Here is a 14366-nt window from a genome sequence, read left to right as displayed (position 1 = left end):
AAACCCGAGTTGCGAGGCCTGCTTTGCGCACTAAATCCCCCAAATAGCACGCAGAGCAGGCCACACAACCAAGCAGCACACCCAACCAACCGGAGAACAAATTGGTCACGATATTGCGTCTGCTAGGCCGCAGGCTTGCAGCATTGCCATTGATGATCCTGGGCATTACGTTGCTCGTCTTCCTCGTACTGCAGGCCGCCCCCGGCGACCAAGCCAGTTCCGCCCTCGGTGACGGTGCCAGCGAAGAAGCCAAGCAGCAGTATCGCCAGGAGAATGGCCTGAACGATCCCCTGGTCCTGCAATACTTCCGTTTCCTTGGGAAGCTGCTGCAGTTCGATCTCGGCGTCACTACCCCGCCGGCGAAGTCGGTGGCATCCATGATCGGCTCTGCGTTCCCGCTGACGCTGCAGCTCACCTTCCTGGGCGTCATTATCGCAATTGTTCTGTCCCTGGCTTTCGGAATCCTCGGTGCCCTTTACCGGGACAAGTGGCAGGACCAGTTGGTCCGCGTCTTCTCGATCGCCGCGATCGCCACGCCGTCGTTCTGGCTGGGTATCCTGCTCATCCAGTGGTTCGCACTCGGCGCCAACCCCATGTTCCCCTCAGGTGGAATTGCGACGCCGGAGTCCGGCTTCGGCGGTTGGCTCAACTCGATGGCCCTCCCGGCACTCGCCCTCGGCATCCCCGTCTCGGCATCACTGATCCGCGTGGTCCGGACCTCGATGGTGGAAGAGCTTGACCGCGATTACGTCCGCACAGCCATCGGCAACGGTGTCCCCTACCGCGAAGTGGTTTCCAAGAACGTTCTCCGCAACGCCCTCGTCACCCCGGTGACCGTGCTGGGACTCCGCGTGGGCTACCTGCTGGGTGGCGCCGTCGTGATTGAAATGATCTTCGCCCTGCCCGGTATGGGCCAGCTGATCCTCAATGGCATCACCAATCTGGACGTCAACCTGGTCCAAGGAGTGGTTCTCACCATCTCTGTCACGTTCGTTCTGGTGAACATCGTGGTGGACCTTCTCTACCTGCTCATCAACCCCCGAATCAGGACGGTATAGCTCATGCGCAGCAAGCTCGCAGAACGGCTAAGTGCCACGGGCATTCGTTTCAAGGCCCTGCCCTGGGGCTCCCGTATCGCCCTGCTCTTCCTCGTCATGATCGTGCTCGCGGCCATCCTCGCGCCGATCATCGCTCCGCACGATCCCCTTGAGACGTTCATCCCGGCAACCCCGCCCGGCGCCGAGCACTTCTTCGGCACCGACCGCCTGGGACGCGACATCTTCTCGCGTCTGCTCTTCGGCGCACAGTCCTCGCTCATGATCGGCCTCGGCGCGGTTGGCCTCGCCATCCTCGCCGGCGCGCTCCTTGGCTCCTTCGCGGCGACCTCCAGCAAGTCGGTCAACGAGATCATCATGCGGCTTATGGACATCCTCATGGCGTTCCCGGGCATCGCGCTTGCGGCGGTACTGCTGGCCGCGTTCGGCAACTCGGTTCCCACCATCATCATCGCGATCGCCATCATCTACACCCCGCAGCTTGCACGAGTAGTCCGCGCCAACGTGCTCGCACAATATGGCGAAGACTACGTCCGTGCCGAACGCGTGATCGGCGCCGGCCGCTTCTACATTCTGGTCAAGCACATCGTCCGTAACACCGCCGCTCCCGTACTGGTGTTCGCCACAGTGATGGTGGCCGATGCCATCATCCTGGAAGCGTCGCTGTCCTTCCTCGGCGCCGGCGTGCAGGATCCTGCTCCCTCTTGGGGCAACGTGATCTCCTACGGCCGCAACCTTGTGCTCTCCGGCGGATGGTGGGCAACAACCTTTGCCGGCCTGACCATCCTGCTGACCGTGCTGTCCCTGAACATCCTCGCCGAGGGCCTCACGGACGCCATGGTGAACCCGAAGCTCCGCCGCGCCCCCGCGGTGAAGGACGACGACGGCTCCACCGCTGCTGTTGTTGTGGACACCGAGGTTGCCACTTCCGTTGCCCAGCCTTCCGTAGTTGAAGAACACGAGCTCGACGGCGTCCGTGCAGCTTCCGGCGATGCCGTCACTTCCAGTGTGGGAACCTCAGCCGTCCTCACCGATGTGAAGCTCGCCGCCGCCAACCCGCACCTCCTGTTGGACCGCGAACTGGAACTGCTGGCAGCCATCGAGGCGAAGCGCACCGACCGGCTCCCGCAGGTATCTCCGGGTGCCCGCAATGTGCTGGAAGTGAAGAACCTGTCCATCCGCTTCCCGGGCCGGTTCGGCGACATCGCAATCGTGGACAACGTCTCATTCACCGTCCGCGAAGGCGAGACCATGGGCCTCGTAGGCGAGTCCGGTTGTGGAAAGTCCATCACCTCACTGGCCGTAATGGGTCTTCTGCCCAAGACCGCACAGGTCACCGGTTCCATCAAGTTCGATGGCAAGGAACTCCTGGACGCGAACACTCAGCACAGCAACCCGAAGGCTTATGAGGGCCTGCGTGGCGAGCAGATTGCCATGGTCTACCAGGATGCTTTGAGCTCGCTGAACCCATCCATGAAGATCAAGGACCAGCTGGAGCAGCTCACCAAACGCGGCGGCCGCAAGACACCGGCGGAGCTGCTGGAAATGGTGAAGCTGGACCCTGTCCGGACTCTTGCCAGCTACCCACACGAGCTCTCAGGCGGCCAACGCCAACGCGTGCTGATTGCCATGGCGCTCTCCCGCTCACCGAAGATCGTAGTGGCCGACGAGCCCACCACGGCCTTGGACGTCACCGTGCAAAAGCAGGTTGTGGACCTCCTCAACGAGCTCCGCGAACAACTGGGCTTCGCTATGGTGTTCGTTAGCCACGACCTCGCGTTGGTGGCCTCCCTGGCCCACCGAATCACGGTCATGTACGCCGGCCAAGTGGTGGAATCCGCACAGGCTTCCGAGCTTCTGCAGAATCCGAAGCACGAGTACACCCGTGGCTTGTTGGGGGCAGTCCTCTCCATTGAGGCCGACGCCGTCCGCCTGCACCAGATCCCCGGCACGGTCCCTTCACCACGGGATTTCGCTGCGGGCGACCGCTTCGCGGCACGCTCATTGCGCGCCGACGCGGATCCCAATCAGAAGCTCGTCCTCACCACGGTTGCGTCGTCCACTGGCGATGATGCGGACCACTACTGGGCCAGCCACTTGAAGGAGGATGCGAAATGAACGCCACGCCCGTGATCGAGCTCAAGGACGTCAAGGTCTACCACCACGCCCGGACCGGCGGACTCTTCCGTCCAAACATCGTCAAAGCCGTGGACGGTGTGGACTTCAGCATCAGCCGCGGCGAAACCGTGGGCATCGTTGGTGAGTCCGGCTGTGGCAAGTCCACCCTCGCTTCAGTGCTTGTGGGACTGCAACCGCCGACGTCGGGCCAGGTCTTGTTCCACGGAAAGCCAGCTATCAAGCGCAACGCTGGCATGCGCAAGCAGTTTGGCCGCTCGGTCTCCGTGGTCTTCCAGGACCCGGCTACGGCGCTCAACCCGCGTATGACCATTCAGGACATCCTCACCGATCCCCTGCAGATCCACGGCATCGGCAATGCGACAACGCGCGCCGCCAAGGTCAAGGAACTGTTGGCCCTGGTTGGTCTGCCGCAATCGGCGGCCGAGGTGACGCCGTCGCAGGTTTCCGGCGGCCAGCGCCAGCGTGTGGCGATCGCCCGCGCACTGGCCCTGGACCCGGACATCATCGTGGCGGACGAGCCGACGTCGGCCTTGGACGTTTCGGTCCGCGCGCAGGTCCTGAACCTGCTGTCGGACCTGAAGACCCAGCTGAACTTGGGCATGGTGTTCATTTCGCACGACATCCAAACCGTTCGCTACGTCTCGGACCGGATCTGCGTCATGTACTTCGGCAAGATCGTCGAACAAGGCACCGCCGCACAGGTCTTCGACAACCCGAGCAACGACTACACCAAGAAGCTGCTGGGCGCCGCGCCGAGCCTGCTTCACATCTAGTTTTTCCCTTCACAAGTTACAAACAACGGAGATTTCTGTGTCCACTCAGTTCCAGGGCGTCATTCCCCCGGTCATCACCCCCCGCCACGCCGACGGCAGCGTCGACACCGCGTCGCTGAAGAACGTCACCAAGCACCTGATCGACGGCGGTGTGTCCGGCCTTTTCGTCCTAGGCTCCTCCGGCGAAGTCCCCTACCTCACCAATGACGAGCGTGAACTGGTGGTCTCCACCATCGCGGACGCCAACGCAGGAGCGGTCCCGCTCATCGTGGGCGCCAACGAGCAGACCACCAACCGGGTGATCGAGGAAGCCCGAAAAGTGGTGGACCTGGGCGCTGACGCGATCGTGGTGACCTCCATGTACTACGCCATCGGCAACGCCGCAGAGACCGAAACGCATTTCCGCAGCATCCACGAGGCGATCGGCAAGCCGATCTTCGCTTACGACGTCCCCGTCCGCACCCACTTCAAGCTGCCCACGGACCTCTTGGTCCGGCTTGGCCGCGATGGCGTGATTGCCGGCGTCAAGGACTCCTCCGGCGACGACGTTTCCTTCCGCCAGCTGCTGCTCGCGGCCAAAGACATCCCCAACTTCGACATCTTCACCGGCCACGAAGTAGTGGTGGACGGCGCACTTCTCGGTGGCGCCCAAGGTGTCGTGCCGGGTCTTGGCAACGTTGATCCGGCCGGCTACCGCCGTCTGTTCGACGCCGCACAGGCTGGCGACTGGGCCCTGGCCGCGCTGGAACAGGACCGCCTGGCCGACGTGTTCGAAATCGTCTACACCCCCAGCGGCCGTGTCTCCGGGGGCGCTGCAGGCCTGGGCGCTTTCAAGACCGCCCTGCAGGTGATGGGCGTCATTGAGTCCAACACGATGAGCGAGCCCATGCTGTCCCTGAACTCCGAAGAGACGGCGCTGATCCGCGAAATCCTGGAGCGGAACGGGCTGGTCTAGTCTTCGATGACCGTTTCCCTGACCCATGTGATCGGCGTCGACCTTGGCGGCACCAAGACCGCCGCCGGGGTTGTTTCCTCTTCCGGCGAGGTAATGGTGTCGGAGACCATTCCGACGTTGAACCGGGCTGGTGGCGAGGCAATCCTTGATGCCACTGCAGCGCTGATCTCGGGCTTGGTGGAGCGCGCCGCCGACGCCGGAGTTACAGTTTCCGGCGTCGGCGTGGGCTCTGCGGGGGTCATCGACGCTGCTGCCGGGACCGTTGTTTCGGCGACGGATGCGATTCTGGGCTGGGCTGGAACGAACCTGGCCGCAGGGCTTTCCGCCCGTGTGGGTCTTCCCGTCCGGACCGTCAACGACGTCCACGCACACGCCATCGGCGAAGCGTGGCTCGGTGCTGCCGCGGGGTCCTCAGGTTCACTCATGGTTGCGTTTGGGACCGGCGTGGGCGGCAGCTTTGTCCTTGGCTGCGCTCCAGTTTTGGGGCACCGCTTTGTTGGCGGGCACGTGGGTCACTTCGCATCGCCATACGCCACATTTGAGGGAGTTCCGTTGCCCTGCGTCTGTGGTTCGGCCGGGCATGTTGAGGCGATTGCTTCCGGGCCCGCCATCCACGAGTCGTACCTGCGATTTGGTGGTTCGGCCGTGGATGCTGTGGACACGCGCGGCGTGTTTGCGCTCGCCTCTTCTTCCACTCCCGACGGCGGTGCTGCCGCCACTGCCAGCCGAGCCGCTGCCTTGCGTGCCATTGATCTCGGCGCGGGCGCCGCAGGTCAAGCCGTGGGCGGGCTCATCAACATTCTTGACCCTGAAACCGTAGTGATTTCAGGTGGACTAGCCGACGCCGGCGGGCTCTGGTGGGAGCCCATGGAAGCCGCCCTCCGCCAAGAACTGCTGGCGCCTCTCGCCCAGGTCCCCGTGGCGCGGGCAACCCTCGGCAACACCGCTGCCATTGTTGGTGCCGCGAAACTCGTCCTTTAAGAAGAGAGACATCATGATCGTCACCCCCGAAGGCCTCGAAGCCCTCCGTTCCCAGCTGATCGTCTCCTGCCAGGCCTACCCCGGCGAACCCATGCGCGATCCTCGCACCACAGCTCAGGTGGCGGCCTCGGCTGTCATCGGCGGTGCCGCGGCGATCCGCGTCCAAGGGTTAGCCGACATACAGTTCACGCGTGCCGCCGTCGAAGTTCCCGTCATCGGCCTCTGGAAGGACGGTCACGATGGCGTCTTCATCACACCCACGCTCCGGCACGCGCTTGCCGTGGCGAACGCAGGCGCACATGTGGTGGCGATTGACGGAACGCGTCGTCCACGGCCAGATGGTTTGTCGTTCGCGGAGACCGTGGCCGGAATCCACGCCGAATCGCACGCACTGGTCATGGCCGACTGTGGCTCCTTCGACGACGCTCTGGCAGCCGTTGATGCCGGAGCGGACCTGGTCGGAACCACTCTGTCCGGCTATACCGGCGAGCGCCACAAGACCGACGGCCCGGATCTGGAGCTTTTGGAGCAGATCGCTGCCGGCGGATTGGGTAAGCCACTGATCGCGGAGGGCCGCATCCATACCGCTGCCCAGGCCCGTCAAGCACTCGATGCAGGGGCATTTGCCGTAGTGGTCGGCACGGCTATCACCCACCCGGCGTCCATCACGAGCTGGTTCAAGGGTGCGATGCACGCCTAGCCCTAAGTTGCGGGGCCCACTCTGGGCCCCAAAACCCACGCCAACCATGCAGACCGGGCCTCACAACGCAGACGTAGCAGTTGTAGGCTTCTCCCATGAATGCCGAGAGCTCCCGTGAATTCGACGTAATCGTGATCGGCGCGGGTGCCGTCGGGGAAAACGTAGCGGACAGGGTGGTTCGTGGCGGACTGACGGCAGTGATCGTGGAAAGCGAACTGGTTGGCGGTGAATGCTCGTATTGGGCGTGCATTCCCTCTAAAGCACTCCTCCGGCCAGGCAGCGTGCTCCACGCGGCGCAGGGAATCCCCGGGGCTTCAGAAGCAGTCACCGGAGTCATTGACGCAGAATCGGCCCTGAAGCACCGGGACTGGTTCACGAACAATTGGCAGGACGGGGGGCAGGTCGAATGGCTGGACAGTGCCGGCATCGAGCTGATCCGTGGGCGGGGGCGCATCACAGGACCACGCGAGGTCCAGGTGGACGGGCTCGATGGCAACAGCTACGCGCTCAAAGCGCACCATGCCGTGGTTGTGGCCACAGGCTCTACTCCTACCATCCCGGATATTGAGGGCCTCAAGGACGTACCATTCTGGACTACCCGTGGCGCCACTGCGGCAAAAGTCATCCCACAGCGATTGGCCGTGCTCGGAGGTGGAGTGGCCGGCGTCGAATTGGCCCAGGCTTTTGCCCGCCTTGGTTCGGTGGTGACAATCATTGCTCGTGGTCGCCTTCTGAGCAGCTATCCCGAAGAGGCAGCCAATCTGGTCCTGTCCGGGCTGCGCGCCGATGGGGTGACGGTCCATCTCCACACGGATGTGGACAAAGCAGAAAAGAACGACGACGGCTCGGTGACAGTTACGTTCAACGGCCAGGCCGTCACGGCAGACACACTCCTGGTCGCGTCCGGCAGGCATCCAGCATTGGCCAATTTGGGCCTGGAGAATGTGGGCGTTGAGCCGCAGAACGGAAAACCCCTCCGGCTCACCACGGACGCCAGTGGCCTGGTGGAAGGCCCGGCAAGCGATGGCACCAGTGGACTGTGGCTGTACGCGGCAGGCGATGCCGCGGGCAAAGTATTGCTCACACACCAGGGAAAGTACGAAGCCCGTGCTACCGGCGATGCCATCGTTGCCCGGGCCAACGGTAAGCTCCAGGGCACGCCCCGGCCCTGGACCGCGTATGCTCACACGGCCAATGAGCACGCCATTCCAAGTGTCGTCTTCACGGACCCGGAAGTTGCCTCAGTGGGTCCCAGCTTGGAGCAGGCCCTTCTTCAAGGCAAGCACGTCACAGGCGTTGAGTTGCCCATCGATGTTTCCGGCTCCCAGCTCTATTCCCCCGACTACAAAGGGTGGGCGCAGATTGTGGTGGACGAGGACCGGAAAGTCATTCTTGGTGCTACGTTCGTCGGCCCCGGGGTAGCTGAACTGCTGCATTCGGCCACGATCGCGATCGTCGGGGAAGTCCCTTTGGACAGGCTGTGGCATGCCGTTCCGTCGTATCCCACCATCAGCGAGGTCTGGTTGCGCCTCTTGGAGAAGTACGGACTCTAAAACCCTATTTGAACTGACTGGTCAGTTCAGTTAGACTTTCAGCAGACACCATTTCTGCGAAAGGCTCATTGTGCTGTCCGTACAGCAACTCCAGATCAACGGCCGCCGGGACGATCTCCTTCCGGCAACGTCACTCCAGGCCCGTCGTGGCGAACTCTTGCTCGTGGCTGGCGAAGGCCAGGATCAGCGGACCGCCTTGGCCTTGGCACTCAGTGGCCGCATGAAACCCAGCAACGGCATCCTCAGTTGGGACAACAACAGCAAGACCAAGAAGATCCGGCTGGCGAGCGCCTTGGTGGATTCGCCCGGCGTCAATGAGCCTGAACAGCACCTAAGCGTTCGCGACCTCGTCACAGAGGACCTCTCCCTCATCCCCCGCCGTTACCGTGGTGCGCTGCTCAGCAAGCCGTGGCTGAAGATCAACAGCTTCGAGGACATCGCCGGCCTGTGGGTTGAACAGCTTCCCGCCGCCCGCCGGCTCGAGCTTCTGACCGCCCTCGCTTTGGCAGATCCAGCTACCGACCTCCTGGTGATCGATTCGCCCGATCGCCACAGTGCCGATCCCGCGGCGTGGTTGCCCCGGCTTGAGGCTTTGGCGTCCGACGCCGGGCGGCCGCTCGCCGTCGTCGCCGTCGTCGGTGCACTCCCGGACAACTGGGCTGGCCCCGCTGCGGTAATTGGCAACTCCGTCGCCCACCCCCCGGAACCGGAAACCGTTGAAGTGGCCGAGCCTGCACCGGCGACGGACGAGCAAGCGACAACGAGCCCAATGCCGGCCCGTGAGATTCCAGACGAAGCATCCGCACCTGAATTCCAAGACCTCCAAAGGACTGCAAAGTGACTGTTCTGCGGCTCGCCCGCTCCGAACTCAAGCGCATGACCGGCGGGCTCCTGCCCAAGCTGACCATCCTGGCCCTGACCATGGTGCCGCTGCTCTACGGCGCGGTATATCTCTACGCCAACTGGGATCCGTACGGCAACCTGAACCAGATCGACGCCGCACTGGTGGTTGAAGACACGGGGGCAACCTCCAAGGATGGCACCGAGCTCCAGGCCGGCAAGAAAGTTGCCGACAGCTTGGTGGATGGTCACGTCTTCAACTGGAAGCAGGTTTCCAGTCCGGAAGCTGCGGATGCCGGCGTCCGTTCAGGCGAATACGCCTTCGCGCTGCGCATCCCCAAGGATTTCTCCGCCAACCTGGTCTCCCCCGGCAGTTTCGATGCCGCCAATCAGGCAATGCTCCATGTCACTACGAACGACGCCAACAACTACCTCCTGAGCACCATCGTGGACAAGCTCACCACAGCCGTGCATTCAACGGTCGCAAAGGAGGTAGGCGAGGAAACGGCCAACCAGCTCCTCACCGGGTTCGGAACCATCCACGCCTCCATCGTGAAGGCTGCGGACGGCGCGTCCGAACTCGCCACGGGAGTGGGTCAGCTCAGTGATGGCGCTGCAACCCTGCATGACGGGACCAGGCAGCTGGTCACCGGCGCCGATCAGCTCGTCGCTGGGCAAACGCAACTCCGCGATGGAGCTGTGCAACTCAATGACGGCGCGGGCCAGCTGAGCTCGGGCCTCACTGAGCTGAAGAACAAAACTGCCACCTTGCCTGCCGATTCCAAGAAACTCGCCGACGGTGCGGCGCAAGTAGCCGCCGGGAACGCCGAGCTGAATGCGAAAGTCCAGGACGTCGTCGGGCAGCTGGATGCGGCAGACAAGGGCCTGCGCAATCGTGTTATCGAGTCCAATGCACGGCTGGTTAGCGCTGGCGTGCTCACCCAGGAGCAGGCTGACAAGGTACTGGCCGATTTCGACTCCACTGCAACCTCCGGCCCGGTTACCGACGCAAAGGCCAAGATCGCGGGCGACGCCGCCAAAATCCAGCAGCTTTCGGACGGCTCAGCTGCCGTGAGCGCAGGGGCATCGAAGCTTGCGGCAGCCACACCAACGTTGACCGACGCGATTTCGCAGGCAGCGGCCGGAGCGGGGCAGTTGAAAACCGGGGCGTCCGCGCTGGCCGCTGGCCAACAGAGCGCACTGGACGGTGCCATAAAGCTCGACGACGGCGCCCACCAACTCAACGACGGCGCCGGACAGCTCGCCACTGGCGCATCGAAGGCCTCCGATGGCTCACACACCCTGGCCACAGAACTTGCCAAGGGTGCCGGAGAAATCCCGAACCCGAACGATCAACAGAAGAGCAGCGTGTCCAAGGTGATCGCCGATCCCGTCGCGGTGGACAACGTATCGCAGGCCAAGGCAGGTTCTTATGGCGCCGGATTGGCGCCCTTCTTCCTGACGCTGGCCTTGTGGATCGGAGTATTCATGCTGGTGCAGGCGATGCGCCCCATCACCCAGCGCGCGCTGGCATCCAACGCACGCTCTTGGAAAATCGCCGTCGGTGGCTGGCTTCCGTTCTTCGTCGTCTCGGTCCTGCAGGCCACTATCCTGACCCTCGTGGTGAATCTGGGCCTCGGCTTGAACGCCGCCCACCCCGTGGGCATGTGGTTGTTCATGCTTGCCGCCGTGATGGCGTTCAGTGCGATCATCCAGGGCATCGTGGCGCTCATGGGGACGCCGGGCAAGTTCGTGGTGCTGATCCTGCTGGTCCTGCAGCTTGTGTCCTCGGGCGGTACCTTCCCTTGGCAGACCACTCCCATGCCACTTCATGTGGTGCACGAAGTCCTACCCATGGGCTACGTGGTTACGGGAATGCGGCACCTGATCTACGGCGGGGAACTCAGCATGATCTGGCCAACAGTTCTGGGCTTGCTTGGATACACTTTGCTGGGAGCGGCACTGTCCACTCTCGCCGTCCGCAAACACAAGATGTGGACACTCAAGACGCTGAAGCCGGAGATTGCCGTATGAGTACCACCCAGCCGGCGGCCCCTTCAGAGCCGGGGACCGCCGGAACCGCGGAAAAGAAGCTGCGTCCCGGGCGCACCAATGCCACCAAGCAGCGCCTCTTCGAAGCGTCGATGGAACTGATTGGCGAACGTGGCGCTGCCGGCGTCACCGTGGATGAGATCGCAGCCGCGGCTGGCGTGTCCAAGGGGACGGTCTACTACAACTTCGGCAGCAAATCGGACCTGATCGCGCAGCTGCTTCGGCACGGAGTGGACATCATGCTGGTCCGTCTGCAGGCAATCGAAGGCCAAACCAGCGATCCCCTCGAGTCCATGAAGAACATGGTGGGGCAAGCCATGGAATTCATGGACGAATACCCGTCCTTCGCCCGCCTTTGGGTGAGTGAAAACTGGCGGATGCCGGGCGAGTGGAGTGCCGTGTTCGCCGAACTCAGGGCAGAACTGCTCGCCGTCATCGGCTCTGCGGTGGAACGCGTGGCCGCCGGATACAAGGTGGACGAGTCCGTCGTCCGCGGCAGCCTGGAGGCGGCCATCTTCGGGGCCATCTTCGTGGTGGGTCTCGACCGGCAAACCTACAACCCGGAGCGCACCCGCGAACAAAGCGTCGCCGCGGTCATGACCATCATGCACGGATACGTCATCAAGTAGGTTCACCCTCACAACGGTATCCAACTGCAATCTACGACGGCGTGGCGTGGCCCGCTGGTCGGCGATGATTAGACTCATGCGTCACATGGGGAACAGCGGAAAGCTTGCGGTGGTAGCCGCCTTTATGTCCCTCGGGCTTTTGGTGCTCGCGGCCGTGGTCCTCGAAGAACTGGTCCTCTACCTGTTTCTGGGAGCGGTCCTGACCTGCTATTTGGCTTCGATAGTGCAGGTCTTCAACCGGCGTCGATACCTCGTGGTTCTCCTTGGTGCTGCCGGTACCAGCCTTTTCATCGGCTTCAGCATTGCATTCCTGCGCATGTGGGGCCTCGCGTTCAACCAGGACGCCAACGCCATGGGAAGTGCCGTGAGCACTGAGGACTCAGACATCTACTTCTACCTGGCCGCAGTTGCTGGCGTGGGGACGCTGGCTGTGCTGTTCCTCGGGGCGGTCTGGCCATCGTTTGGTTCCAGCTGGTCCAAGCAACCCACGCCGGCAGCCAAACGAAGCACAACAGCAACTAAGCGAGCTGCCAGCTCACGTCCAGCCGCGCCTGCCAAACGCCCAACTACATCGACGGCACGTCCTTCGGGCGCCGCCAAGGCCTCTCCGGCGAAGCGTCCCGCAGCACCCCGCACGCCAACAGCGGCAGCCAAACGTCCGGCGTCGGGCGTTTCCACACAGCGCAAACCCGCCTCCAAGCGCTAACGCCCCCAAAGCCCTGCTTGTGAGGCCCGCTCTGTGTGCTTCAGGCGCGATTAGAGGCGCACAGCGGGCCTCTCAACGGGAGTTTGCGTGCGTTTTCGCGAGGCGCCGAGCACAGCAGTCGCGACTCCGACCAGCAGGATCAGCCCTCCCATAATTTCGGGCGGCGTCGGGATTTCGTTCAGGACCAGCCAGGCAGCCGTCATACCCACCACCGGAACCAGCAGCGTGAAAGGCACGACGTCGGAACTCGGGTAGAGCGTCAGCAGGCGGTTCCAGATGCCATACCCAACAAGCGAGGCGAAAACCGCAGTGTAGATGGCGCTCAGGATGGTAGGCATTTGGAGGTCCGTGATGGTCGCCCACACGGTGCCCGGGCCGTCCACCACAAGTGACAATCCCGCCAAAGGGAGCGGCACCACGGCCCCGGACCACACCACCAGGCCAAGGCCCGACGCCGCTTTCGAGTGCCGCGCGACCACGTTTCCGATCGCCCAGGACAACGCCGCGGCCAGCACGATCATCAGAGGCAGGATAGGAGCCACGGCGCTGCGCCCCACAGCGACCACGCCAAGACCCGCGAGGCCGAGTCCAACCCCGAGCATCTGCCTGCGGCTGGGCCTCTCGCCAAGGAACCGCGCCGCAATCAGCACGGTGAATAGCACCTGCGCCTGCAAGACGAGGGAGGCCAGCCCCGCCGGCATCCCCAGAGCCATGCCCAAGTACAGCAGTCCAAACTGACCAGCGCTCATGAAAAGCCCGACGCCGATGATCGCCTTCCAGCTCACGTCGGGTTTGCGGATGAACAGAATGAACGGAAATACGACCAGCAGGAATCGGAAGGCGACGAAAAGCAACGGCGGGACATCGCGACCGTTGGCGTGCAGGCCAAGGTCTATGGCGACAAAGTTCACGCCCCAGAGGACAGCGACGAGGACGGCGAGCGCGGAGTGGCGGAGGTTCACAAGAATCACTCTGGCACTGGAATGGTTTAAGCACCAGCGTTGAATTCAGCATGAAACCAAGTAGATTTACTTCATGATCGACATTTCAGCCCTGCGTGCCCTGGTAGCCGTGGAACAGCACGGATCGGTGGTGGCCGCCTCGGACGTGATGGGTTACAGTCCGTCAGCGGTTTCCCAGCAGATCAAGAAGCTGGAGAAGCAAACCGGGGTGGCCGTCCTGGAGCGCAACGGCCGCGGTGTACTCCTTACGGAACGGGGCCTTGCCCTCGCTGGCTATGGGCGGCGAATCATGGGCGAACTCGAGGAACTGCAGGCAACACTCCTCGCCGATCCCGCGAAGCCTTCCGGGCTACTGCGGCTCGTGGCGTTCTCCACTGCCTGCCGCGGCCTGGTGGGGCCAATGCTGGGACGCATCGGCACCACCGATTCTGCACTTGAAATCAGCGTGCTGGCGGAGGACCCACGTGAAGCCGTCCAACGAGTCGCATCGGGCGAGGCTGAACTGGCCGTGGTGCACAACTGGAACTCCGTGCCGCTGGTCATTCCCGAGAACCTGGTGCATGAGGACCTTTGCCTGGACCAGGCCGACGTCCTGCTTAACAGCACCCACGCTCTTGCTGGACGGGCCGTCGTCGAGCGCGAAGACTTACTGGACGAAATCTGGGTCAGTACGCCGGCCGGCGCTATCTGCAACGAAGCCCTCCTGCAGATCTTCGCCGGGCTTGGGCGGGTCCCCGATATCCGGGTCTACGATCCCGATTTCTCCACCCATATCGCCATGGTGGAGCAGGCTGTGGCCGTAGCGCTCGTGCCGCGTTTGGGCAGGCCATCCCTGCCACCCGGCGTCGTTGCCGTGCCGGTCGTCAACCCCGTTCAGCAGCGAGACGTTGGAATCGTGTACCGAAAGACCATGACTGCCAGCCCCAATATCCGGCATGCCGTCCGGCTCCTGCGCGAGGTGGCGGCCGAGCATGAGCTACCTGTACGCCCTGAACCCAAGTAGCTAGCAATAGGGGTTGTT

Annotated in this window: 13 protein-coding genes; 12 read left to right on the top strand and 1 reads right to left on the bottom strand. The window is 63.2% G+C overall.

Features of this window, described 5'->3' with window-relative positions; genetic code table 11:
• Positions 1–101: 101 nt before the first annotated feature.
• The 11 genes from ACFX4T_RS11850 to ACFX4T_RS11800 all read left to right on the top strand — a co-directional run bounded on the left by ACFX4T_RS11850 (position 102) and on the right by ACFX4T_RS11800 (position 12383).
• Positions 102–1058 carry an ABC transporter permease gene (locus ACFX4T_RS11850; protein WP_223947976.1) on the top strand — a complete coding sequence of 319 codons (957 nt, stop codon included), beginning with the start codon at positions 102–104 and terminating at the stop codon, positions 1056–1058.
• 3 nt (positions 1059–1061) lie between these two features.
• Positions 1062–3173, top strand: a complete 2112-nt coding sequence (locus tag ACFX4T_RS11845; protein ID WP_377652024.1) for a dipeptide/oligopeptide/nickel ABC transporter permease/ATP-binding protein — start codon at positions 1062–1064, stop codon at positions 3171–3173.
• A complete protein-coding gene (locus tag ACFX4T_RS11840; protein ID WP_223947974.1) occupies positions 3170–3967 on the top strand; it encodes an ATP-binding cassette domain-containing protein in 798 nt (265 codons plus the stop codon). The genes ACFX4T_RS11845 and ACFX4T_RS11840 overlap by 4 nt, the downstream gene beginning before the upstream one ends.
• Positions 3968–4004: 37 nt before the next feature.
• A complete protein-coding gene (locus ACFX4T_RS11835) occupies positions 4005–4922 on the top strand; it encodes a dihydrodipicolinate synthase family protein (RefSeq protein ID WP_377652021.1) in 918 nt (305 codons plus the stop codon).
• A gap of 18 nt (positions 4923–4940) precedes the next feature.
• A complete protein-coding gene (locus tag ACFX4T_RS11830; protein ID WP_377652052.1) occupies positions 4941–5903 on the top strand; it encodes an ROK family protein in 963 nt (320 codons plus the stop codon).
• Between the two features lie 13 nt (positions 5904–5916).
• The gene (locus ACFX4T_RS11825) at positions 5917–6603 is read left to right on the top strand and encodes an N-acetylmannosamine-6-phosphate 2-epimerase (protein WP_377652018.1); all 687 of its coding nucleotides are present in this window, start codon (positions 5917–5919) and stop codon (positions 6601–6603) included.
• Positions 6604–6698: 95 nt separating this feature from the next.
• Positions 6699–8156, top strand: a complete 1458-nt coding sequence (locus tag ACFX4T_RS11820; RefSeq protein ID WP_216921363.1) for an NAD(P)/FAD-dependent oxidoreductase — start codon at positions 6699–6701, stop codon at positions 8154–8156.
• A 70-nt stretch (positions 8157–8226) separates the two neighbouring features.
• Positions 8227–8997: an ABC transporter ATP-binding protein gene (locus ACFX4T_RS11815; RefSeq protein WP_377652016.1), complete on the top strand. Its 771-nt coding sequence runs from the start codon at positions 8227–8229 to the stop codon at positions 8995–8997.
• The gene (locus tag ACFX4T_RS11810; RefSeq protein WP_377652014.1) at positions 8994–11030 is read left to right on the top strand and encodes a YhgE/Pip family protein; all 2037 of its coding nucleotides are present in this window, start codon (positions 8994–8996) and stop codon (positions 11028–11030) included. Before ACFX4T_RS11815 ends, ACFX4T_RS11810 begins: the two co-directional genes overlap by 4 nt.
• Positions 11027–11677 carry a TetR/AcrR family transcriptional regulator gene (locus tag ACFX4T_RS11805; RefSeq protein ID WP_377652012.1) on the top strand — a complete coding sequence of 217 codons (651 nt, stop codon included), beginning with the start codon at positions 11027–11029 and terminating at the stop codon, positions 11675–11677. The genes ACFX4T_RS11810 and ACFX4T_RS11805 overlap by 4 nt, the downstream gene beginning before the upstream one ends.
• Positions 11678–11762: 85 nt before the next feature.
• A complete protein-coding gene (locus ACFX4T_RS11800; protein ID WP_377652010.1) occupies positions 11763–12383 on the top strand; it encodes a hypothetical protein in 621 nt (206 codons plus the stop codon).
• A gap of 50 nt (positions 12384–12433) precedes the next feature.
• On the opposite strand, the gene ACFX4T_RS11795 is transcribed toward ACFX4T_RS11800, so the two are convergent.
• Positions 12434–13345 (bottom strand): EamA family transporter, encoded by a 912-nt coding sequence (locus ACFX4T_RS11795; RefSeq protein WP_377652050.1) that lies wholly within the window; start codon positions 13343–13345, stop codon positions 12434–12436.
• Positions 13346–13418: 73 nt separating this feature from the next.
• Here ACFX4T_RS11795 and ACFX4T_RS11790 point away from each other — a divergent pair, with 73 nt between their 5' ends.
• On the top strand, positions 13419–14348 hold the full coding sequence (locus ACFX4T_RS11790; RefSeq protein WP_377652008.1) for a LysR family transcriptional regulator: 930 nt from the start codon (positions 13419–13421) through the stop codon (positions 14346–14348).
• The last annotated feature ends 18 nt before the right edge of the window (positions 14349–14366 follow it).

Origin of the sequence: Paenarthrobacter sp. YIM B13468, from assembly GCF_042788025.1 — a bacterium.
GTDB lineage: Bacteria > Actinomycetota > Actinomycetes > Actinomycetales > Micrococcaceae > Arthrobacter > Arthrobacter aromaticivorans.
The sequence above is the reverse complement of the archived record's forward strand: the minus strand, read 5'-3'. Positions and strand labels throughout refer to the sequence as shown.